We start from the raw sequence: 23,625 nt of genomic DNA on the forward strand, positions 1-23,625 counted from the left end.
AATAAATATATATAATGTTATTAGATTTGGAGGGATTTATATGATATTAAATAATATTATAGAGTCAATAGGAAATACACCGATTATAAATTTGAGCAAATTAACTGAAAGTAATATATACGCTAAAGCTGAGTTTTTAAATCCTGGAGGAAGTATAAAAGATAGGATAGGTAAGTTTATGATAGAACAAGCTGAAAGAGATGGAGTATTAAGAAAAGGTATGACTATAATGGAGCCTACATCTGGAAATACAGGTATAGGTATAGCTTTGGTTGGAGTTCAAAAAGGATATAAGGTAAAGATTGTTATGCCTGAGAATATGAGTGAGGAGAGAAAAAGAATTATAAAGTCATTTGGAGCAGAACTTATACTAACGCCTAAAGAGGAAAGTGTAGAAGGTGCTTTAAATGAGGTCAAAAGACAAATACAGGCTAATGATGATATATTCGTTCCTAATCAATTTAGCAATATTAACAACCCATTGATACATTACAATACAACCGCGGTTGAAATATTTAAAGACATGAATGAAGATGTGGATGTATTTGTTTCAGGGCTTGGAAGCGGAGGAACTTTGCAAGGAATAGGAAGGTATTTAAAAGAAAAAAATCCTAATTGTATGGTTGTAGCAGTTGAGCCTAAAGGAGTATCTGCGCTAAAAGGGCATAGTGCAGGAATTCATAAGATACAGGGTATAGGTGATGGATTTATACCAGATGTATTAGATGCATCTATGATGGATAAAATTATAGAGGTTAGTGATGAAGATGCTATTTCAATTTCTAGACAATTAGCAAAGGTATGTGGATGCTTGGTCGGAATATCGGCAGGGGCTAATGTGTGGGCATCTATGAATATAGGAAAACAATATCCGGATAAGAAAATAGTGACTATTCTTCCTGATAGAGCAGAGAGATATTTTAGTGAAGGACTTTTATAAGAAAAAATTTATTGAAAGACTTATTCTTAAAAGGATGAGTTTTTGGTGATAGCTATAGGACAGAGTAATTTGCTTTAGAATTTATATATGAAATTTGGTTGGTTGCAAGATGTAAATAAGGTTGAAAATAACTTTATTTACATCTTTTTTTTACATAAAATGAAATTTATATATAATAAAATTGCATTTTAACTTGTAAATATGGAGTTAGCATGTTAAAATATGAAATATGACATGGGAATTAAATCATAAATAAGAAAAATTGAAATAGATTATATTATTTTATAATTTGCAAATAAAAAAGAAAAATCACTCATAAATGTTGAAAAATGAGGAATTGTTATAAATATAGAATTAGAATTATATAAAAAAAGATGAATGTAAAAATAAACTAAATGAAATATCTTAAAATATAAATTTCAAAAATATAAAAATGCTTTTGAGGGGGTTGTGTTGTTATGAAGAGTTCTATTGTAAATTTATCTAATTCAAATTATTTTAAAAATGTATTTCCGTATTCAAAAATTCCTAGAGTAGAGTTTAATAATATTTTACTTCCTATGGAACTTCCAAATGATATATGGGTGACTGATACAACTTTTAGAGATGGTCAGCAGTCTATGTCTTCTTTTAGTGTTGATCAAATAGTTAGATTATATGATTATCTTCATAAGATAGATAATGAATCAGGAATTATTAGACAATCTGAATTTTTTCTTTATTCAAAGAAGGATAGAAAAGCAGTTTTAAAGTGTATGGAAAGAGGATATAGCTTCCCTGAAATTACTTCTTGGATTAGAGCCAAGAAAGAAGATTTGAAATTAGTTAAAGAAATGGAAATTAAAGAAACAGGTATGCTTATGTCTTGCTCTGATTATCATATATTTAAAAAATTAAAAACAACAAGAGAAAAGGCTCTTAATATGTACCTAGATATTGCAAGAGAGGCTATTGAAAATGGAATAGTACCAAGATGCCATCTTGAGGATATAACTAGAGCTGATTTTTATGGATTTGTAGTTCCTCTAGTTAGATCTTTGATGGATTTATCAAAAGAATCTGGAGTTGAGGTAAAGATAAGAGCTTGCGACACATTAGGTCTTGGAGTTTCTTATACAGGAACATCTCTTCCAAGAAGTGTACCTGCAATTATACATGGACTTAGAAATGAATGCAATGTTCCGTCTAAATCTATAGAATGGCACGGGCATAATGATTTTTACTCTGTTGTAACAAACTCTGTATCAGCCTGGATGTATGGAGCATCTTCTGTAAATACTACCTTATTCGGTATAGGAGAAAGAACAGGTAATTGCCCGATTGAAGCTATGCTGATAACTTATGGACAATTAAAGGGTGATATTAAGAATATGAATCTTAAACTTTTATCTGAAGTTAGTGAGTATTTTCAAAAAGAGATGGATTATGATATCCATCCACAAACTCCATTTGTAGGAAGTGAATTTAATGTAACAAAGGCTGGTATACATGCTGATGGTATATTAAAGGATGTAGAAATATACAACTCTTTTGATACTGAGAAAATACTAAATAGACCGATAGTAGTATCTGTTAATCAATACTCAGGAGTAGCTGGTATTGCAGCTTGGATTAATACTTATTTTAGACTGAGTGAAGGTCAAAAAATATCTAAGACTGATGAAAGAATATATCCTATTAAAAGATGGGTGGAAGATCAGTATGCAGGTGGAAGAACTACAGTTATAAGAAATGAAGAGTTAAAGAAAATAACTTATATGTATTTACCGCATATAGAAAAAATAGAAAAAACACAAGCAGTTTAAGGAGGGGTAATATGAATCTTACAGTAGCTCAAAAAATTATTAATAGTCATATTGTCAGTGGGGAATTTAAAAAAGGATGCGAGATTGGAATAAGAATAGATCAAACTTTGACACAGGACTCTACAGGAACTATGGCATATCTTCAACTTGAAAACATGGGTATAGATAAAGTTAAAACTAAAAAATCGGTAGCCTATATAGATCATAATACAATTCAAGCAGGACCTGAGAATGCAGATGATCATTTGTATATTCAAACGGTTGCTAAAAAGTATGGAATATATTTCTCAAAGCCTGGAAATGGAATATGTCATCAGGTTCATCTTGAAAGATTTGGGGTTCCAGGACAAACTCTTCTAGGATCGGATAGTCATACTCCTACTTGTGGAGGACTTGGTATGCTCGCTATTGGAGCTGGAGGGCTTGATGTAGCGGTTGCCATGGCAGGTGGTCAGTATTACATTAAGAATCCCGACATAGTAAAGGTTGAATTAATAGGTAGACTAGACAGAGGAGTATCTGCAAAAGACATAATACTAGAGGTTTTAAATAGATACACAGTAAAAGGTGGAGTTAACAAGATATTTGAATACTGTGGTGAAGCATTAAAATATTTAAGCGTTCCTCAAAGAGCGACTATAACTAATATGGGAGCAGAACTTGGTGCTACAACATCTATATTCCCATCTGATGATGTAACTTATGAATTCTTAAAAGCTCAGGGAAGAGAGAACGATTATGTTGAGATATTAGCTGACGATGAGGCGATATATGATGAATCTATAGTTATAGATTTAGCTAAACTTAAACCTTTGGCTGCGTGCCCTCATAGTCCAGACAATGTAGTACCCGTTAATGAACTTAAAAATATAAAGGTGAATCAAGTTGCAATAGGAAGTTGTACCAACTCATCTTATGTAGATATGATGCAGGTAGCTGAAATTTTAGATAAAAAGACTATTGCAGAGCATGTATCACTTGTTATAGCTCCAGGATCTAAACAAGTGTTAAATATGTTAGCTGCAAATGGAGCTTTGGCGAAGATGGTATCTGCTGGTGCCAGAATACTTGAATCTGCATGTGGACCTTGTATAGGAATGGGTCAAGCTCCAAGTACTGGAGGGGTATCACTTAGAACTTTTAATAGAAACTTTAAGGGAAGATCTGGAACAACATCTGCTGATATATATATAGTAAGTCCAGAGGTTGCTGCTGTATCTGCTATAACAGGATACCTAACAAGTCCTGATGAAATAGATAACGTAGGAATTTGTATGCCGGATAAATTTTTGATAAACGATAACTTAATTATACCTCCTGCTAAGGAAGGAGAAGAGGTTGAGATAATCAAAGGTCCTAATATCAAAGGTTTCCCTAAAACAGAGCCTTTAAAAGATACATTAAAAGGAAAAATATTGATAAAGGTAGATGACAATATAACTACTGATCATATTATGCCGTCAAATGCAAAATTACTTCCATATAGATCAAATATTCCTTATTTATCTGAATACTGCTTCAAACCGTGTGATCCTGATTTTCCTAGTAGAGCAAAAGAGTTTAAAGGTGGGTTTATATTAGGAGGATTGAATTACGGCCAAGGGTCTAGCCGTGAACATGCAGCATTAGCTCCTTTATATCTTGGAATTAAAGCTGTAATTGCTAAATCTTTTGCAAGAATACACAAGCAAAACCTTATAAATAATGGAATACTTCCTCTAACTTTTGAAAATGATAAAGACTATGATGATATAGATTTGATGGATGAGATATTGATTGATGATAATTTAAAAAATATAGACGTGGGCATATTTACATTAAAAAACTTAACTAAAAATAAATCATATAAAGTAAATTTAGATATAACAGATAGACAAAAGAAAATGATATTATCAGGCGGACTTTTAAACTTAATAAAAGAAAATAACAATATAGGGGGAACTGAATATGTCAAATAAAATAACTTTAATTCCAGGAGATGGAATAGGACCTGAGGTAGCATATGCTACAAAGGATATTATAGATAAAAGTGGAGCAGACATTGAATGGGAGATATTAAATGCAGGCATTTGTGTAATGGATGAACATAATACGCCTTTGCCAGATGAGGTTATAGATAGTATAAAAAAGAACAAAGTAGCATTAAAGGGACCTATAACCACTCCTGTAGGAACGGGATTTAGAAGTGTAAACGTAGCGTTGAGACAAAAACTTGATTTATATGCAAATATAAGACCTATTAAATCTTATGAAGGTATAGACACGCTTCACAAAAATGTAGACTTCGTAATTGTAAGAGAAAACACGGAAGGGCTTTATGCGGGTATAGAGCATAAAGTTGGAGATGAAGCATGTGAGAGTATAAAAATAATAACTAAGAAAGCATCTGATAGAATAGCAAAATTTGCATTTGAACTTGCAAAAAAAGAAAATAGAAAAAAAGTAACTGCAACTCATAAAGCAAATATAATGAAGCTTTCAGATGGTTTGTTTTTAAAGTGTGCAAAGGATGTAGCAAAAAATTATGATATAGATTTTGAAGATGTTATAGTAGATGCTATGAGTATGAAACTTGTTATGAATCCACAGAACTACGATGTAGTAGTGGCACCTAATTTATACGGAGACGTTTTGTCTGATATGAGTTCTGGATTAATAGGAGGATTGGGCATGGCTCCTGGTGCAAATATTGGAGATGATATAGCTGTATTTGAGCCGGTTCATGGATCAGCACCGGATATAGCAGGTAAAAATTTAGCCAATCCGATATCTTGTATACTAACAGGTGTTATGATGCTTAAATATATAGGTGAGAATGATGCTGCTTTAAAGATTGAATCAGCACTTGAAAAGGTATTTAAGCAAAAGGATAAATTGACTAAGGATTTAGGGGGATCACTTGGAACAAAAGAATTCGCACAAGCTGTTATAGAAAATATGTAAAAAATTTATTTGATATCTCTAAAAAGTAGTTATCTAGATTTGATTTGTATAAAATCTAGGTAGCTACTTTTTTGTACTTTTGTAGTTGTTTTCCAGTATAATTAAAATTAGAAGGGGGATGATTTTTGTGGAAGAAAAAGGGTACATACATGTTTATACTGGTAATGGTAAGGGAAAGACAACTGCTGCTTTAGGTCTTTCGCTTAGAGCAGTATGCGCCGGGAAAAAAGTGTTTTTTGGACAATTTGTAAAAGGTATGAAGTACAGTGAAGTTAAAGCTTTAGAATATTTACCGGATTTTGAAATGGAGCAATTTGGACTAAATTGTTTTATATACAATGAACCTAATGAAGAGGATATAGAGGCTGCAAGAAAAGGTCTACAAAAAATAAAGGACATAATAAATTCGTCAGAATATGATGTGGTAGTATTAGATGAAGTTAATATAGCTCTTTACTATAAGTTGTTTGATATTGATGAAGTATTAGAAATTCTAAGAAATAGACCTGAAAATATAGAAGTTATATGCACTGGAAGATTTGCAAAAGAAGAGCTTATTGAAATTGCAGACCTTGTTACAGAAATGAAAGAAGTTAAACATTACTATAATGAAGGAGTGATGGCCAGAGAGGGAATTGAGTGTTAGATAAAAAAAGAGTTGCCTAGATATATCTAGGCAACTCTTTTTTATATTGTATAACTAATATATAGAAGTTTCGCTTAAAACTAATCCTTCATTTCTACTTACTAATTGATTAGGGGACCATTCGCTTTGGAATAAGAATGCAGGGTTTTTATCCTTATCTTCAACAAGGATGGTATCCATTGTCATAGACATACTATGAGCATCAAAGCTTCCAACTTCTGCCCAACGTATAAAGCGGTAAGGAAGTCTTTGCATTGTTATATCTACACTGTATTCATTTTTTAATCTATATTCTAATACTTCTAATTGAAGAACTCCGACAACTCCTACTATAAGCTCTTCCATACCTATATTAGGACGCTTATAAACTTGTATAGCGCCTTCTTCTGATATCTGAGTAATTCCTTTTAAGAATTGCTTTCTTTTTAAAGAATTTAAAGTAGAAATTCTTGCAAAGTGCTCGGGAGCAAACTGAGGAATACCCTTGTATTGTAATTTTGATTGTTTTTGAGATAAAGTATCTCCAATGTTAAATATTCCAGGGTCATGTATACCTATAATATCTCCTGGATAAGCAGAATCTACAATAACACGATCTTGTGCTACGAACTGTTGAGGTTGAGCAAGTTTAACTTTTTTACCTCTTTGAACATGGTTTACTGTCATACCTTTTTCGAATTTACCAGAACATATTCTTAAAAAAGCTATTCTATCTCTATGAGCTTTATCCATATTAGCTTGAATTTTGAATATAAATCCAGAGAAATTATCAGATTCAGTATCTACAACTCCCATATTACTATCACGAGGTGTTGGAGGAGTAGTTATATCTAGGAATGACTCAAGAAATGGCTCAACACCAAAGTTTGTAAGAGCACTTCCGAAAAATACTGGTGTTAGTTCACCTTTTGATATTTGATCTAAATCAAAAGCATCTCCAGCTACATCTAATAACTCTATATCGTTTAATAGTTGTTCGTGAAGTGAATCACCTAATAGCTCCGCAAATTTTTCATCATCTACTTTTCCGACTACAGATTTAGCTATAGATTGTCCATGATTTCCATCATTAAATAATTCTATCTGATCTTTTTGGCGGTTAAATACTCCCTTAAACTCTTTACCTGATCCTATTGGCCAGTTGACAGGACAAGAACGAATTCCCAATACATTTTCAAGATCCTCCATTAACTCAAATGGATCTTTTCCTTGTCTGTCCATTTTGTTTATGAAAGTAAATATTGGAATTCCTCTCATTTTACAAACTTGGAATAGTTTCTTTGTTTGTGCCTCGACACCTTTTGCAGAGTCTATAACCATTACTGCACTATCTGCTGCCATAAGAGTTCTATAAGTATCCTCACTGAAGTCCTGGTGTCCAGGCGTATCTAGTATATTAATGCAGAAATTGTTGTACTCAAATTGAAGTACACTTGATGTAACAGATATACCTCTTTGCTTTTCAATTTCCATCCAGTCAGATACAGCATGTTTTTGAGATCTTCTAGATTTAACAGATCCAGCTTGGTGAATTGCTCCTCCGTATAATAAGAATTTCTCAGTTAATGTAGTCTTTCCGGCATCGGGATGGGAAATGATTGCAAAAGTTCTTCTTCTTCTAACCTCATCGATAAAGCTTAAATTTTGTTGTGACATTTTAAAACTCCTCTATTATAAATTTTAATTTATATTTACATAAAAGCCTAACATTATGATGTTATAACTTTATTGTGAAACTGTCAATTGATATTTAACATATTGGCAAATAATAGATATATAAAAAAAATTATACGAATAAAAAAAACAATATAAAAATATTGATTTTTTTGTAGATTGTTATATAATAAACATGTGAAAAAATTAAAATAAGAATTATAAGGAGGAGAAAAATGGCTTCTAATGCTAAAAATACTCAAAAATTAACTTTGATATCTTTGATATTGATGATCTTCACATCTGTATTTGGATTTAATAATATTCCAAGATCATTTTATCTAATGGGATACGGTGCTATTCCGTGGTATATACTATCAGCTATAACGTTTTTTATACCTTATGCATTTATGATGGCTGAATATGGAGCTGCATTTAAAAATGAAAAAGGTGGAATATATTCTTGGATGTCAATATCTGTTGGACCAAAATATGCATTTATTGGAACATTTATGTGGTATGCATCTTATGTAATTTGGATGGTAAACGTTGCATCTGGAATATGGGTAGTATTCTCAAATGCTATATTTGGAACGGATACTACAGCTGGATGGTCTTTATTTGGACTTTCAGCAACTCAAACACTAGGTATACTAGCTGTTGTATGGATGATATTTGTAACAGTTGTATCTAGTAAAGGACTTGATAAAATAAAGAAAATAACTTCTATAGGTGGAACTGCTGTTGCTCTACTTAATGTAGTTTTAATAATAGGAGGTATACTTGTTTTAATAGGAAATGGTGGAGAATTAGCTCAACCTATAAATAATGCAAGTGCATTTGTAAAATCACCAAATGTAGCATATTCAACTCCTATATCTGTTCTTTCATTCCTTGTATTTGCTATATTTGCATATGGAGGTATAGAGGCAATTGGTGGACTTGTAGATCAAACTGAAAATGCGGAAAAAACATTCCCTAAGGGTGTTGCAATATCAGCTATTATTATTGCTGTAGGATATGCTATAGGTATATTCTTTGTAGGTATATTTACTAATTGGAATGATATCTTATCTACTGATGCTGTTCATATGGGTAATGTAGGTTATGTTGTTATGAATAATCTTGGATACCAATTAGGACAAGCTTTTGGAGTTAGTCAAGGTATATCTGTTCAAATGGGAAATTGGATGGCTAGATTTGTTGGTATTTCTATGCTTCTTGCATTAACTGGAGCATTCTTCACATTAACATATTCTCCACTTAAGCAGTTAATAGAAGGTACTCCTAAAGAGTTATGGCCGGAAAAAATAACTGAAACAAAGGACTCAATGCCTGTTAATGCTATGTGGATTCAATGTGTTATAGTTAGTGTAATAATACTTCTTGTATCTTTTGGTGGAGATACGGTTTCTAAATTCTTTGTAATATTAGTAGCTATGACTAATGTTGCGATGACTGTACCGTACATGTTTGTAGCAGGAGCATTCTATTCATTTAAGAAAAAGAAAGAAATTGCAAAACCTTTTGAAGTATACAAGAGTGAAAAAGCTTCTTTAATAAGTATGATAGTAGTAATATTTACTATTGGATTTGCTAACTTATTCTGTATAATACAGCCTGCTATGAATGGAGACATGATTACGACTGCTTGGAGTATAGCAGGGCCTCTAGTATTCTCTGGAGCAGCACTAGCTATATATTCTAGATATGAAAAAAATGTAAAATCAAAAGAAAATAAAATATCAGCATAATTAAAAAGACTCATGATTTAATCATGAGTCTTTTTTTTGTTATCTACAGTAAATTGATTTGTTTTTCCCATCATATAAGCAAGTTTTATAATCTTTTTTTCATGTCTAGACATTTTCCTGCAATACATTTTTTCAAATTGTCTAAATAAAGCATTCATATCAACTTTTGGCTTTGAACTATTAGACCTCGCTGTTCTATTCATATCATATGCTTGGGGAACTATATTTTCGTTATATATAGTTTTGAATATTTTACTTGTGTAATAAGCATCATTAAAAGCATTATGAAACTCTTTATCAAGTGGTATTTTGAAAGTGTCTACTGCTTTTTCAAGCCCAACGCTAAATCCTTTGGTAAATTTAAGATGTTTGGTAGTATGATTTTGAACATCTATATATTGATTAGTGGTAGGTAACTCTAATTTGTGGTAACGAATATTTCTAAATAGCTCTTTAAGATCTACTTTTCCCCATACACAAAAAATACTCGAGTCATCTATGAATTTTAAAAAGTCGCTATAAACTTTTGGAAAGTAATCTGCTTTACTTAATTGATCCATATCTATATTAGTGAGATCTTGTATATAAGGGTGTATGGATGTATATATTGTAGGTTTTACAAGTCTATCAAAAGTACCTATTGCATTAAAATTATCATCTAGTTTAATTGCACCTATTTGAATTATTTCAAAGGGGCATTTTTTAGTTTCTTCTCTTGATGAGGATTTACTAGATCTTGGTTGATTGAATTCTAAGTCATATATTATGTAGTTCATGGTAATTACTCCTAACTATATAGAGTTGATTTTAGTTTTTCACTATATACAGTGAAAAATACGTATACATAAATATTATACATTAAATATTGAGAGTATAGTATTATTTACAATGCTAAATATGGTACAATACAAATGTTAATTACAAAAAAAGGAAGTGAACTTGTGAGTAAAGAAGAAGTATATATGTTTTTGGAAAGTTATTTTAAGTATTTAAGATTTAAAAGTTGCATATTTAATTTAGTTGTATTTTCAATAATAGCTTACTTAGATTCAAGCTTAGATATGTTGATAATATTTATCATTTTAACTTTTACAATTATATATTATTTTACAGGAAAACAACTTCTTTATAAAGAAACTAAAGATTACGTAGATAAATACTACAAGAGTATAAATATATTAAACCAGGGTATTGAGGTAGTTTGTAATTTGCAAAAATACGATGGTCCTACATTTGGAATTTTAAGATTTGATGAGGAGGGAGTATCTTTTTCTCCATTTAAAGAAAATCTAAAAACAGAATCTTTTAAGTTCGATTCTTATTATATAGAACCTATAAAACGGGATAAAATATTTTTTATAAAAAATATTTTTATTAAAAAATGTACAAAACCTATAAGAATAATCTATTTTAATAAAAAAATAGATATTGATGTACCTGAAAATTTTGACATTCTAAGATAGATAGGAGGCATATTATTGCCTCCTATCTATCTTAATACATGTAAGTATTTTTATATTTTTTTATAAACACTATCGAAAGAAATATAGTTACGAGTTCGGCAAAAGGAACTATTAACCAAAGTCCGTTTATTTCAAATAAAGGAGGGAATATATAAGCTCCCAGCAAAACAAAAACAAATGTTCTTGAAAATGAAGTTATAGAAGAAATTTTACCGTTAGAAAATGCTGTGAAGAAAGCTGATGTAAATATATTTAATCCTACAAATAAAAAGCTAAATGAAAATATTCTAAGGCCTATCAAAGTTAAATTATATATATTGTTATTCGAACTTACGAATACATTTACTAAAAATGGAGCAAAAACTAATGATGTAGTAAAAATTATTAAAGAAGAGATTAAAATAAATCTTTTAGAATATTTAAATGTTTCTTTTAGCTTATCCGAATTCTTAGCACCGTAATTAAAACTGATTAAAGGAGCTATACCAGAAGAAAATCCTAAGTATGTTGATACTAATAAAAAATGTATATATAGTATTATACTCAGTGCTGCCACACCGCTTTCTCCAGCATATTTTAGGGCTAGTATATTAAATAAAAATGTAGTTATTCCAGTTGATAATTCTGATACCATTTCAGATGAACCATTATACATAGAATCTTTTAATAATTTAAAATCAAATTTTGTAATACAAAAATCTAATTTTGATTTGGGCGAAAAGAAATACCAAAAGCCATATATAGAAGATACTAATACTCCAAGACCAGTAGCAAGACCCGCGCCTAAGATTCCAAGGTTAAATATTTTTATAAATACATAGTCGAAGACAATATTTACAACTCCTCCTATTATAGATAAAAATAAACTAAAATTAAAATCACCATCAGCTCTAACAAAAAACTCAAACATAGCTTTGACTATAAATATAGGCGTGGACAGTATAATTACATTACCATAAGAAATACAGTATGGTAAAAGTATGTCGGTTGCACCTAGAAACTTGAAAATATTAGTAGAAAATATCATGCCTACAATAGCTAATATTATTCCTATTATAATTCCTGAGTAAACAATTAAAGATAGCGCTTCATTAGCCCCTGTATTATTTTTTTCTCCAAGCATTTTTGATATTATAGCACTGCCCCCTGAGCCCATCATTATGCTAAATCCAAAAATAATATTATAGATAGGCAAAACTATGTTAATACTAGCTAAAGCATCAGGACCAGCAAGGTTTGAAACAAATACTCCATCTATAATTGTGTAAAGAGATATAAAAACCATAGATATAACTGCTGGAGCTACAAATTTTAAAAATTCTTTGAATGTAAACTTTTTAGAAAATAAATAATCCATAATAACCTCCTATAATTAATACCAATATATAGTATAATAATGTGTATAGTAACTATACAGTCAATACTTTAAATTTTAAAAAGGTGATGAATTTGGAAAATATATTAATGAATGGATATCTTAGTATAGGAGAATTTAGTAAATTATGTGGAGTTCCTAGAAAGACGCTCATATTTTATGATAATATAGGAGTTTTTTCTCCAGCATATAAGAACGAAAAGAATTATAGATATTATACACTAAATCAGTTTGATACTTTTAGTATACTTACAGACCTTAGAGATATTGGGATGTCTTTGAATGACATAAAAGATTATTTAAATGAAAAAAGTCCTGTAAATTACTTAAGTATGCTAAAGCAAGAAAATCACAAAATAAAAAAAAGAATTGCTAAATTAAAAAGAATAAGTAATAATATTGAAAACAAAATAAAAGTAACATATAGTGGTATTAATGCTACAAAGTATGAGGGACCATATATTAAAAAACTTGATGAAGAATATCTTATTGTATCTGATTTATGTAATAGTTCACAAGAAGTGTTTATGATTGATATAATAAAGTTTCTAAATTATTGCAATTTAAACGATATGGATAATGGGTATCCTATGGGTGCTATGATAAGTCAAGAATCTATAGAAAATAAGAAATATACAAAAATTTCTAAGTTGGTTTTGAAAAGTGACCGTAAATTAGAAGGTTGTGATATTCATATAAAAAAAGAAGGTTTATATGGGTGTATTATTCATAAAGGAAGTTATGAAACAACTTATGAATCATATGAAAAATTATTACAGTATATAAATGAATGTGGATATGAAATTGAAGGTGGTTCTTATGAAAATACATTGTTAGATTTTTTTGCAGTAAAGAGTGAAGAAGAGTATTTAACAGAAGTATCTATAAAAATTAAAAAAAAGAGGAGTACTTATTAAAATTGGAGGACAAATATGGAAACTAACATTATAACTAAACAAAAAGATAAAATTAAGATAAAAAAGCCAAAGCATTATAAAGTAATTATGCACAATGATGATTATACTACAATGGAATTTGTAGTATATGTACTTATGAATATATTTAATAAAAAAATTGAGGTTGCAAATAAAATAATGATTGATGTACACAAAAAGGGAATGGGGATTGCTGGAGTATATCCTTATGATATTGCAGCAACTAAGATTTCTATAGCCATGAATATGGCAAAAGAAGAAGGATTTCCTTTTAAACTTACTATTGAAGAGGAGTAAAAATATGAATATAACAAACATAGTAAATGAAGTGATATTAAAGGCGTATGAAGAAGCAAAAACCAACAATTGTGAATACGTTACAGCAGAACACTTGCTTTATGTGTCTTTATATTACTATAAAGTTATAGATGCTTTTAGAGAATGTGGGGCAGACGTAGAGGAACTAAAAAATAATTTGAGGGTTTATATAGACGAATACATAAATAAGGTAGACGATTTTGAACCTTTAGAAAGTGTAGCATTTCAGCAAGTAATCATAATGGCCAATGCTCAAGTTAAAAGCTGTGGTAAAGATGTTATTGATATAGACCATTTGTTGTCAGCTATATACAATTTAGACGACAGTTATGCTAAATACTACTTATTAGATCAAGGGGTTACAAAGAGAGATTTAGTATATAATTTAGACAATAGCATTGAAGAAGAGTATGAAATAATGGATGAAGAATATGAAGAATATGAAGAATATGAAGAAGAAACGAAAAATGAATCTGTTATAAACAAATATGCTCTAAATCTTACTGAAATTGCAAATAATGAAAAAAGTGATCCTCTTATAGGTAGAGAAGATATACTAGATAGAACTATTCAAATACTTTGCAGAAGAAGTAAGAATAACCCTATTCATATAGGGGAGCCTGGAGTTGGAAAGACATCTATTACGCTTGGACTTGCAAAGTTGATTCTTGATGGAAAGGTTCCTAATAAGCTGAAAAAAGCTCAAATATTCTCTTTGGATATAGGATCTATGTTATCTGGAACAAAGTATAGAGGAGATTTTGAAGAAAGAATAAAAAAAGTTTTAGACAATATAAAAGATCATGAAAATCCTATTGTATATATAGATGAGATTCACAACATAGTAGGGGCTGGAGCATTAAGTGGATCTTCACTCGATGCATCTAATTTATTAAAACCATATTTACTAGAAGGAAAAATTAAGTTTATAGGTGCGAGTACTTTTGACGAATATAAGAAATACTTTGAAAAGGATAAAGCATTAAATAGAAGATTTCAAAAGATAGAAATTAAGGAACCATCTATAACAGAAAGTATAGAAATATTGAATGGTCTAAAAGAAAATTATGAAAATTATCATAATGTAAGATATACAGACGAATCTATAAAAAGTGCTGTTATATTAAGTGATAAATATATAAATGATAAGTTTTTACCTGATAAGGCTATAGATATAATAGATGAAGCAGGGGCTTATGTTAGAATAAGTGCTTGTAATGAAGAAGAAATAGTTATTAATGAGGAGATAATTGAGAAAATACTAGCAAAAGTATGTAATGTACCTAAAGAAACTGTAGAAGCAAATGAAATAAGTTCTCTCAAAAATTTAGAAAAAGTTCTAAAAAACAATATATTTGGACAAGATGAGGCTATTAAAGAAGTTACAAGATGTATTAAGATGTCAAGGGCTGGGCTTAATGAAGACAATAAACCAGTTGGATCTATGTTATTTGTAGGGCCTACAGGAGTTGGAAAAACTGAAATAGCTAAAAATATAGCTAAAACTTTAGGTATAGAGCTTATAAGGTTTGATATGAGTGAATATACAGAAAAGCATTCTGCTTCTAAATTAATAGGCTCACCTCCAGGATATGTAGGTTATGAAGAGGGAGGATTGCTTACGGACTCTATTAGAAAAAATCCTCATTGTGTTTTACTTTTAGATGAAATAGAGAAAGCTCATACGGATATATTGAATGTATTGCTTCAAGTTATGGATAATGCAACTCTTACTGACAATCAAGGGAGAAAAGCTGACTTTAAAAATGTAATAATAATAATGACTTCGAATGCAGGTGCTAAAAATATCGGGAAAAACTTTGTGGGATTTGGCGATAGATGCATGAATTCAAAGGCAATAGATGATGAAGTAAAGAAAGTATTCAGCCCAGAGTTTAGAAATAGACTTAATAAAATAGTTAAATTCAATCATGTAGATGATGATATGGCAGTTAATATAGCTAAAAAAGAACTTGAAGAGTTTAAAGAAAAGTTAAATAAAAAGAATATATCAATTGATTTTGCAAACTCTTGTGTAGAATATATATCTAAAAAAGGAGTATCAAAGGAGTTTGGAGCTAGAGAAATTATAAGGCTTATAGATTCAAAATTAAAACCGTTGCTTGTAGATGAGATTTTATTTGGAGATTTAAGCAAAGGTGGAAGATGTATGATTGATGTAATTAATGGAGAATTTAAACTTGAAATATTGTAGATAAAAAGAAGCTGTCTCAAAGTGATTTTTAATGATTTGAGATAGCTTCTTTTATTATATTTTTTCAAAAGCTATCTCTAGTATGAAGCGAATTTTATATATATAAATTTTTAGATAATTTTTTTAATTCTTCTTCTTGTAGTATATATATTGTTTTGTCATCACATTTTATAATTCCTTTTGATTCAAGTGTATTAAATGTTCTATTTAGATGTCTGTAAGTTGTACCTAAAAACTGAGCAATTTCTTTAAATGACGAATTAAGTTGTATATAACCTTTATCTGTTATATGTTCTACTATATAACTGGATAATCTGTTTATAAGAGGATACACAAGATTATAGGAACTATTGTTACATGTTGCGTCTAGTTTATTGCTTAGAGAATTTATTATATGCTTTAAAAACTTAGGGTTATCACAGTAACTATCTCTTAATATTTTAGCAGGAAGTGCTATTAGGTATGTATTTTCAATTGCTTCTACATTACAACGAATAGGTATATCGTTTAAAAGTTCTAAATCTCCTAATGACTCAAAATCTGTGCAAAATTTGAGTAATATAGATTTACCGTTTTCTAAAAGATATGATATTTTTATTTTTCCATCTACAAATAAATAATAATAATTCAGTTCACAGTCTGCTTGAAGTATATCTTCGTTTTTTTCATAGTAGTGAATTTGGGCGTATTTTAATGTATTATCATCGAATATATTTTTTACATTGTGTTTAACTATATATTTATTTAAAAGAGTGTCGTTCGATATTTTTTTCATTAAAGCCTCCTTGTATGACATATGTCATATTGATATTTATATAAATATGATAAGTTATTTATAAAGCATTGTAAAGTATGGAGGGGTTTATATGTATAAAAATTTAGGAATTATAACGGGGATTATATTAGCGATAATGCTCTTTTTTAATGGAATTTTAGCCAGCATAACGGGACCTTATATGAGTACTCTTATATTTCATATTATAGGACTTATAATTATTATGATAATTTCAATTGTAACAAAGAATAAAGTATCTGATTTAAGAAAAATACCTGCGTTATTTTTATTACCTGGAGTGCTCAGTGTTTTAACTATAGGTTTGAATAACATTTGTATTCCTCAAATAGGGATAACCCTTGTTGTAGGAATTAGCTTGTTTGGTCAACTGATTATGTCTAATATAGTAGATCATTTTGGGATGTTTGGAATGCCTATAAATAAATTTAAAAAAGAAAAAATAACAGGTTTCTCTATTATTTCCCTTGGAATAATAGCTATGATAATAATATAGTGAGGTGATTAAATGTATATATTATTTGCATTTTTAACTGGTATATCAATAGTGATTAATACAATTATAAATGGAAAGCTTGCTCAAAGAGAAGGAATGGTAAATGGAGTTATTATAAATTATTTGATGGGTACAATAGCTTCTATTATAGTGTGTTTTGTAATGAGAAATTCGATTCCATCGTTAAGTAGTATAGGGTACGTTCCTATACATTATTTTTTAGGGGGATTTGTAGGTGTTTCAATAATTTATTTATTCAATACTATAGTGCCTCAAATTCCTGCTGTGTACGTAGTTATACTTCCGTTTATAGGACAGATACTTACAAGTGCTATTATAGATTATATATACTTAGATATTTTTTCTAAAGGAAAAATAATAGGTGGTATACTATTTCTTATAGGCCTTGTATATAATGCAAGAATAGATAAGAAATATAAAAAAGAAAATGAGCCTGTACTAGAAGTTAAAGCCTAGTACAGGTTTATTTTTTAAAATTAAAATTATTACAAAAATAGAATAATATTGAATAGATAGGCATATTATATAAGTAGAGTGTTTTAAATTTGACAGAGAAGCAAAAAATATTATAATATGATAATGTTAGACAAAAAAAGACAATAATATGAGCGATCATTGGGAATTTCAGATTTTAACATCAAGATAAAAATAAGAAAGTAGGTTGTTTAATGAAAAAAAAGCTAAGGATAATACTTTGTACGATGATTATCATGTCTTTGTATATAAGTTCATGCTTCGCGCTTGAAGTAGAAGTTAGTGTGAAGATAAATGATAATTTCGTTAAGAGTGATCAAAAAAATGTACTGATTAACGATAGAGTGTTTGTGCTTGGAAGATTTGTTGCAGAAGCTTTAAATGGACAAGTTACATGGGATGAAGAGACTAAAAGTATGATAATTGATTATGAAGGAAAGAAAATGAAATTAACAGCAGACAGTGATGTGGCATACATAGATTCAAAAGAATATAAAATGGATTCAAAGCCCTTTTTAAGAGGAGGAAGAATGTACATACCGGTTAGATTTATTTCTGAAAATCTAAACTGTGATATTAATTGGGTACATGAGACTTTTACTGTGGATATAAAAAAAGAAAATCTAGTAGTTTCTGAAGGCAAATTTGAACAAAGACCGTACACCGATGAAGAAATGAGATTACTTGCAAAAATTATACAGGTAGAGTCGGGAAATACAAAGCTAGAAGGACGATTAGGAGTAGCTAATGTAGTTCTTAATAGAGTTAAGAGTGATAGATTTCCAAATAATATAAAGGATGTTGTGTATCAACGAGGACAATTTCCTCCAGCTCATAAGGCATCGTTTAAGACAATAAAGCCTAGTAATCTAAGTAATATAGCAGCTAAAAAAGCATTGGAAGGTGTAAATAATATTGAAAATTGCTTGTTTTTTAATTCAAGACCTTTCAAAAGTAAGAAGAATAGTTTATACAAAATAATAAATGGTGAATATTTTTATAAATAAAAATAGAAAAAAATAGAACATATCAAATTGAGATGTTAAGTATCAATTTGATATGTTCTATTTTTATATTGAAAATTCACAAAAAATAATAAAATAATAGTTTTTTTTAATAGTTACATATCAGATTGAGATGTAACTATTTTTTGTATTAACATCGTGTACAACTAATAAGTGACACATTTTTAAATAGGAGTTTATTTACAAGCTTTTGTTTTTTTTGTTGTTTCACCTAAATATTTTTGTACACTTCCAGTGCCGCTTATTCGGCAAAAATTATCATCTATAATTTCAACATCAACTCTAAAAGCAGTACTTACAGCTTCTGATAACTGCTGAACCATATCTTTTATCTGAGAGAGAGTACTCATGCATATTCTCCTTAGACGTTTTACTTATATAAATATTCATAAATAAAAGAAAAAATTCATATATTTTTGTAAATATGTTTTTACTGTTTTAAAAATTGAGATTTTAGCTAACTATACTATTGATATTTTAGAAATTAAGATATATAATTTACTTTTTAAAAGAAAATGGTTTTCAATTAGGTGCAAAGTAGTGTATATTAGAATCAAGTAATTAACATATAATAATAAGTAGCAAAGTATATATTTTGGAGGTGTTTATGGGAGTTGAAAATGTTTCTTTATCTATAGCATTTGGAGCAGGTTTTGTGTCTTTTTTTTCGCCTTGTATATTACCACTTATACCGGCATATATTATGTACATAACAGGTATTAGTGCTAGAGATGAGCTTGGTAACAATAAAGTACTCGTTTTAACAAGAACGCTAGGGTTTATAATTGGATTTACAATTGTATTTATGATAATGGGAACATCTGCTAGTTTCTTAGGGAAAATATTCATAAGAAATAAAGAGATTTTCTCAAAAATAAGTGGTGGATTGATAGTATTATTTGGACTTAAAATGATGGGGATTTTAAACTTAAATTTCCTAGATATGCAAAAAAAATTAAAGACTAGTATGAAAGCGACTAGTTGGTTTGGATCTATATTAATGGGAATAGCATTTGCAGCTGGATGGACACCATGCTTTGGCCCTGTGCTTGCATCTATACTTATATACGCAGGAAATAGTAATACTATTTCTAAAGGAGTATATTTATTATTAGTTTATTCTATAGGAATGGCTATACCGTTTATATTGACTGCTTTGTTTATAGATATGTTTAGTAAGTTTTTTAATAGTACAAAAAAGTTTATGATATATATACCTAAAATAAGCGGGTTTATTATGGTTGTATTTGGGATATTAATAATTTTAAATAAGGTTGTTGATATAAGTAGGTTGTTGATATAAGGAGGATTGGTATGAATAAAAAGTTGATTGTTATAATTTTGGGTATAGCTTTGTTTGTTGGAGGTATTTATACTTTTAATAGGCAAAATAATATTAAACAGGATGTAAGTAATAATACAGTTCAAGAAAATACTGATAAAGAAAATACTGATAAAGAAAACATAGATGAGCAATCTCAAGAATTAGCTGTTGGAAAGATTGCACCTAGTTTTACACTTAAGGATCTGAATGGAGAAGAAGTGTCATTATCTGATTATGAAGGAAAAATAGTTCTTATAAATTTTTGGGCTACATGGTGTGGATACTGTGATAAGGAAATGCCTGATTTACAAAAGCTACATAAGGAAAATGAAGATTTGGTTGTTCTTGGTGTAGATGTTAGAGAAAGCAAAGAAAAGGTTAAATCATATATTGATAAAGGAAACTATGATTTTCCAGTTTTGCTTGATGAAAAGGGAGAAACGTCCATCACTTACTTAGTTAGTGCTTTTCCTACATCATATTTCGTAGATAAAAATGGTATTTTATTAGGCGCAGTTCAAGGTATGATGACGTATGATAAAATGAATAATATATTAGAACAAATAAGAGAGCGTGAATAAATAGAAATATACAAATAAAAAATGAGAATCGTATACGATTCTCATTTTTTATTTAACATTTTTAATTACACTCCAATTATCTAACTTGTATTCAAATTTTTTAGTATTAGCAGGGCTCGTAGATTCTAATCTTTGAAACTCAATCTTTTCAAAATCAAATCCTACTTTCTTCTTGAATACGTTATATGCCTTTAATCCATTGAAAAATACATATTTTATGTTTGGATAATTCTTAAACAGAGATTCAAAATCATTAGCTTGTTCCATTTTAATATTTGAATCAAGACTTCCCTCTCGATAGCATGATTCTATAACATCCCACAAAGCTATATTATTTTTTTTCAAAAATAATATTCTATTCTCATAATCATCATCAATAGGGGTATCGAATAATGTGTAAATTATTTTCCAAAATTGATTTTGGCGATATGCATAATATTGATGTTGTCTTAACGATTCTTTTCCAGGAATAGAACCTAGTATTAAGATTTTGGACTTAGAGTCTATTATAGGAAAAAATGATTGTATATTTGACATTTATATCACTCCACTAGAATTCATATTATTTAAAGATTATACCCAATAATTAAATTATATAACTATATAATTATTATTGAAGATTTTAAAATAGAGTATACTTTTAATTGTTTTGAAAGATTTTGTATATATCTGTATAGAAATCATAAAAGGGGATGAAGCAAATGAAAAACAAAGTCAAAAAAATTGATGCTGTATTTGAAGGTGGAAGGAGTTACACATTATAAAAAATCATCCACCTGCAAGATAGAAGGATAAAAAAAGTTTATGTAGAATTTTTAAAATAGGTAAAAGGGGGGATTCAATATGAGTAGAGTATATAAAAAAATAAAAAATAAAAAAAGGTTGTATAGAAAAAGAAAGAAGGTATTCTTAATGAGTTTATTTATTGGGTTGGGGTTTTATATATGTTTAAGATTTATATAAAAAAATATACACTTCTTGGAGGGAAGTGTATAAAAACAAAATGTTGGTATTAAAAAGTACGAAAGTACTAATTGTGAGGTGTTTCATCCTGTGTATATATAATTAGACAAAAAAAACTAAAATCCTTTAAAAATATTAATTTAATTTAACATTACATTTAGAACAAGGTGTATAGGATTCTTGCGCTTCTTGCAAATCTATAGGAATTGGAGTATTTTTAAATAACTACAATCTTTGCTATAATATTTTTCATCTATTCTTCAGAAACATCCTCACAATCTCCAGTAAATAAAAATGAATTATTTTTATAACTAATCTTTAATACTAACGAATAATTGTTTAAGTCATCATATAATATTACGGCATATGTAGGTGATACAATATCCTTAAATAATCACAAAACCCACAAAAGCAGATGCTTCTTTCATTTAATCTATTAATCATCGAATCTATCAACAAGTTTGCCTTTAGTGTTATATAACTCTGCAGGATCGCTTTTGCTATTGCTCCAAGTACCTTTGTCATCAAGCCAATGAAGTTCTACATCTGAGTTTTTAGCAGAGTCGCCAACCTTTACAGATGAATTTGAATCTAAAGTGAATTTCGGAAATGTAAAAGACTGATTACCTCTTACTGATACAATCTTCCACCCTGTAAGATCCACTGGCTTACTTCCTGAATTTGTAATTACAATATATTCAGCTTTTTTATCCAGAGCAGTAATCATTAGTTCTTTACTCGTCGTATTTGTTTGGTTCTCAGTTGATACATTTGTTTCTAATTTTGCATTGACTTCATCTGGATTCACATTGTCAAATTCATCATGGACAACATTTCCATTAATTGTGTATGTGTAACTATAATGATTTGGTATCTGAGTGTTTGTATTTGGGTAAGTTATAACAGCAACAAAATCTGTACAACCACCAGCCTCTCTGATAACTTTTTCCATATAAGCTTGATCGCCATGTCTGTTAAGTGTGCTTTCTTGGGGTGTTATATTATATGCATTTGAAACACCACCAAGAGAATCAGCTATAACATGACCTTCATCCAAAGTTGGACTTTCTACTCCAGGTACTTTTGCTTCATCGTAATAATATCTTCCAGTTGATAGAACAGGCTCAGTAGATTCATCCTGCAAAGTAATTTTCTTAGATGTTACTTTAACCAACTGACTATACTCATTCGTATAAGAATAATATTCTCTATCACCATATCCTATATCTACAACAACGTTAGGCTCTCTATGGCCTGATTGATTCCCACCATCAACTTCGATTAATTTATTTCCTTCAAGTGAATCTTCTGTTATCAATACTTCTTCGCTTTTTACTTGTTCTTCATCTAAAACAATATTCTCATCAGTATTACTACATCCATTTAAAAGTAGCATAGCTGTTATAAAGCACATAAGCGCTTGTATGTTTAAATTTTTCTTCAAAATATTCAACTTCCTTTCCTTGTTATATAATAGTTGAAAATAAATCCTATAGAACAAATATTCGACTAATAATTACAAAAACCTTTTCAAAAAGACAATAAAAATAAAAAAAGAAAACATTTTAAAAATGAAAAAAAGTGTTGACGGATTATTTTAAAGATGATATAGTATTACTTGTCCTCGAAAACGAGGCAAACAAGAAACGCAAAATGAACTTTGAAAATTAAACAGTAGGTTATAAATAAATCACATCAGTGATTTTCGGAAACAACACATAAAGTCAGTTTACTGAGTACTGACAAACTTTTATTTAAGAGTTTGATCCTGGCTCAGGATGAACGCTGGCGGCGTGCCTAACACATGCAAGTCGAGCGGAGATTAAAAAGCTTGCTTTTTAATCTTAGCGGCGGACGGGTGAGTAACGCGTGGGTAACCTGCCCTATACACACGGATAACA

The 23,625-nt window shown here is 29.5% G+C and carries 22 protein-coding genes and 1 other annotated feature (1 of these 23 running past the window's edge); of the genes, 15 read left to right on the forward strand and 7 right to left on the reverse strand.

Annotation, left to right across the window (positions count from 1 at the left end):
• Positions 1 to 40: 40 nt before the first annotated feature.
• The 5 genes from cysK to cobO all read left to right on the forward strand — a co-directional run bounded on the left by cysK (position 41) and on the right by cobO (position 6,334).
• A complete protein-coding gene (gene cysK / locus M2214_RS06260; protein WP_248483881.1) occupies positions 41 to 940 on the forward strand; it encodes a cysteine synthase A in 900 nt (299 codons plus the stop codon).
• A gap of 458 nt (positions 941 to 1,398) precedes the next feature.
• Positions 1,399 to 2,745, forward strand: coding sequence for a beta/alpha barrel domain-containing protein (locus M2214_RS06265; RefSeq protein WP_248483883.1), 1,347 nt, complete (start codon positions 1,399 to 1,401; stop codon positions 2,743 to 2,745).
• A gap of 11 nt (positions 2,746 to 2,756) precedes the next feature.
• Positions 2,757 to 4,703: an aconitate hydratase gene (locus M2214_RS06270; RefSeq protein ID WP_248483884.1), complete on the forward strand. Its 1,947-nt coding sequence runs from the start codon at positions 2,757 to 2,759 to the stop codon at positions 4,701 to 4,703.
• Entirely contained in the window at positions 4,693 to 5,688 is a 996-nt protein-coding gene (locus M2214_RS06275; protein WP_248483886.1) for an isocitrate/isopropylmalate dehydrogenase family protein, read from the forward strand. Before M2214_RS06270 ends, M2214_RS06275 begins: the two co-directional genes overlap by 11 nt.
• 127 nt (positions 5,689 to 5,815) lie before the next feature.
• On the forward strand, positions 5,816 to 6,334 hold the full coding sequence (cobO, locus tag M2214_RS06280) for a cob(I)yrinic acid a,c-diamide adenosyltransferase (RefSeq protein WP_330651563.1): 519 nt from the start codon (positions 5,816 to 5,818) through the stop codon (positions 6,332 to 6,334).
• Positions 6,335 to 6,388: 54 nt separating this feature from the next.
• Here the strand turns inward: cobO and M2214_RS06285 are convergent, their stop codons facing one another.
• Entirely contained in the window at positions 6,389 to 7,990 is a 1,602-nt protein-coding gene (locus M2214_RS06285; protein ID WP_248483890.1) for a peptide chain release factor 3, read from the reverse strand.
• Positions 7,991 to 8,223: 233 nt separating this feature from the next.
• On the opposite strand from M2214_RS06285, the gene yjeM reads away from it, so the two are divergent.
• The gene (gene yjeM / locus M2214_RS06290) at positions 8,224 to 9,741 is read left to right on the forward strand and encodes a glutamate/gamma-aminobutyrate family transporter YjeM (RefSeq protein WP_248483892.1); all 1,518 of its coding nucleotides are present in this window, start codon (positions 8,224 to 8,226) and stop codon (positions 9,739 to 9,741) included.
• 17 nt (positions 9,742 to 9,758) lie between these two features.
• On the opposite strand, the gene M2214_RS06295 is transcribed toward yjeM, so the two are convergent.
• Positions 9,759 to 10,517, reverse strand: a complete 759-nt coding sequence (locus tag M2214_RS06295; protein ID WP_248483894.1) for a 3'-5' exonuclease — start codon at positions 10,515 to 10,517, stop codon at positions 9,759 to 9,761.
• 165 nt (positions 10,518 to 10,682) lie between these two features.
• On the opposite strand from M2214_RS06295, the gene M2214_RS06300 reads away from it, so the two are divergent.
• A complete protein-coding gene (locus M2214_RS06300) occupies positions 10,683 to 11,204 on the forward strand; it encodes a hypothetical protein (protein ID WP_248483896.1) in 522 nt (173 codons plus the stop codon).
• Positions 11,205 to 11,235: 31 nt separating this feature from the next.
• Here the strand turns inward: M2214_RS06300 and M2214_RS06305 are convergent, their stop codons facing one another.
• Positions 11,236 to 12,561, reverse strand: a complete 1,326-nt coding sequence (locus tag M2214_RS06305) for an MATE family efflux transporter (protein WP_248483898.1) — start codon at positions 12,559 to 12,561, stop codon at positions 11,236 to 11,238.
• Between the two features lie 92 nt (positions 12,562 to 12,653).
• On the opposite strand from M2214_RS06305, the gene M2214_RS06310 reads away from it, so the two are divergent.
• From M2214_RS06310 to clpA, 3 genes are read left to right on the forward strand one after another with little or no spacing between them, the layout of a single operon-like run.
• Positions 12,654 to 13,496, forward strand: a complete 843-nt coding sequence (locus M2214_RS06310; RefSeq protein WP_248483900.1) for a MerR family transcriptional regulator — start codon at positions 12,654 to 12,656, stop codon at positions 13,494 to 13,496.
• Between the two features lie 15 nt (positions 13,497 to 13,511).
• Positions 13,512 to 13,811 carry an ATP-dependent Clp protease adaptor ClpS gene (locus tag M2214_RS06315; RefSeq protein ID WP_248483902.1) on the forward strand — a complete coding sequence of 100 codons (300 nt, stop codon included), beginning with the start codon at positions 13,512 to 13,514 and terminating at the stop codon, positions 13,809 to 13,811.
• Between the two features lie 4 nt (positions 13,812 to 13,815).
• The gene (gene clpA / locus M2214_RS06320; protein WP_248483904.1) at positions 13,816 to 16,047 is read left to right on the forward strand and encodes an ATP-dependent Clp protease ATP-binding subunit ClpA; all 2,232 of its coding nucleotides are present in this window, start codon (positions 13,816 to 13,818) and stop codon (positions 16,045 to 16,047) included.
• Between the two features lie 94 nt (positions 16,048 to 16,141).
• Here the strand turns inward: clpA and M2214_RS06325 are convergent, their stop codons facing one another.
• Positions 16,142 to 16,822, reverse strand: coding sequence for a Crp/Fnr family transcriptional regulator (locus tag M2214_RS06325; RefSeq protein ID WP_248483906.1), 681 nt, complete (start codon positions 16,820 to 16,822; stop codon positions 16,142 to 16,144).
• Between the two features lie 91 nt (positions 16,823 to 16,913).
• On the opposite strand from M2214_RS06325, the gene M2214_RS06330 reads away from it, so the two are divergent.
• The 3 genes from M2214_RS06330 to M2214_RS06340 all read left to right on the forward strand — a co-directional run bounded on the left by M2214_RS06330 (position 16,914) and on the right by M2214_RS06340 (position 18,838).
• The gene (locus tag M2214_RS06330; protein WP_248483908.1) at positions 16,914 to 17,336 is read left to right on the forward strand and encodes a DMT family transporter; all 423 of its coding nucleotides are present in this window, start codon (positions 16,914 to 16,916) and stop codon (positions 17,334 to 17,336) included.
• A 12-nt stretch (positions 17,337 to 17,348) separates the two neighbouring features.
• Positions 17,349 to 17,813: a DMT family transporter gene (locus tag M2214_RS06335; protein ID WP_248483911.1), complete on the forward strand. Its 465-nt coding sequence runs from the start codon at positions 17,349 to 17,351 to the stop codon at positions 17,811 to 17,813.
• A gap of 212 nt (positions 17,814 to 18,025) precedes the next feature.
• Positions 18,026 to 18,838, forward strand: a complete 813-nt coding sequence (locus M2214_RS06340; RefSeq protein WP_248483913.1) for a stalk domain-containing protein — start codon at positions 18,026 to 18,028, stop codon at positions 18,836 to 18,838.
• A gap of 194 nt (positions 18,839 to 19,032) precedes the next feature.
• Here M2214_RS06340 and M2214_RS06345 read toward each other — a convergent pair whose 3' ends face one another.
• Complete coding sequence (locus tag M2214_RS06345; RefSeq protein ID WP_248483915.1) at positions 19,033 to 19,206, reverse strand: hypothetical protein; 174 nt, start codon at positions 19,204 to 19,206, stop codon at positions 19,033 to 19,035.
• A gap of 257 nt (positions 19,207 to 19,463) precedes the next feature.
• Here M2214_RS06345 and M2214_RS06350 point away from each other — a divergent pair, with 257 nt between their 5' ends.
• Both M2214_RS06350 and M2214_RS06355 read left to right on the forward strand, forming a co-directional pair.
• Positions 19,464 to 20,159 carry a cytochrome c biogenesis CcdA family protein gene (locus M2214_RS06350; RefSeq protein ID WP_248483917.1) on the forward strand — a complete coding sequence of 232 codons (696 nt, stop codon included), beginning with the start codon at positions 19,464 to 19,466 and terminating at the stop codon, positions 20,157 to 20,159.
• A gap of 11 nt (positions 20,160 to 20,170) precedes the next feature.
• Entirely contained in the window at positions 20,171 to 20,761 is a 591-nt protein-coding gene (locus M2214_RS06355) for a TlpA family protein disulfide reductase (protein ID WP_248483919.1), read from the forward strand.
• A 48-nt stretch (positions 20,762 to 20,809) separates the two neighbouring features.
• Here M2214_RS06355 and M2214_RS06360 read toward each other — a convergent pair whose 3' ends face one another.
• Complete coding sequence (locus M2214_RS06360; RefSeq protein ID WP_248483921.1) at positions 20,810 to 21,298, reverse strand: DNA-deoxyinosine glycosylase; 489 nt, start codon at positions 21,296 to 21,298, stop codon at positions 20,810 to 20,812.
• A gap of 862 nt (positions 21,299 to 22,160) precedes the next feature.
• Positions 22,161 to 23,168, reverse strand: coding sequence for a lamin tail domain-containing protein (locus M2214_RS06370; protein ID WP_248483923.1), 1,008 nt, complete (start codon positions 23,166 to 23,168; stop codon positions 22,161 to 22,163).
• A gap of 306 nt (positions 23,169 to 23,474) precedes the next feature.
• Positions 23,475 to 23,625: a sequence feature (most likely nonfunctional fraction of RNA operon), on the forward strand (it continues 2,573 nt past the right edge of the window).

Source organism: Tepidibacter aestuarii, assembly GCF_934924865.1.
In the GTDB taxonomy this organism is placed as follows: domain Bacteria; phylum Bacillota; class Clostridia; order Peptostreptococcales; family Peptostreptococcaceae; genus Tepidibacter_A; species Tepidibacter_A aestuarii.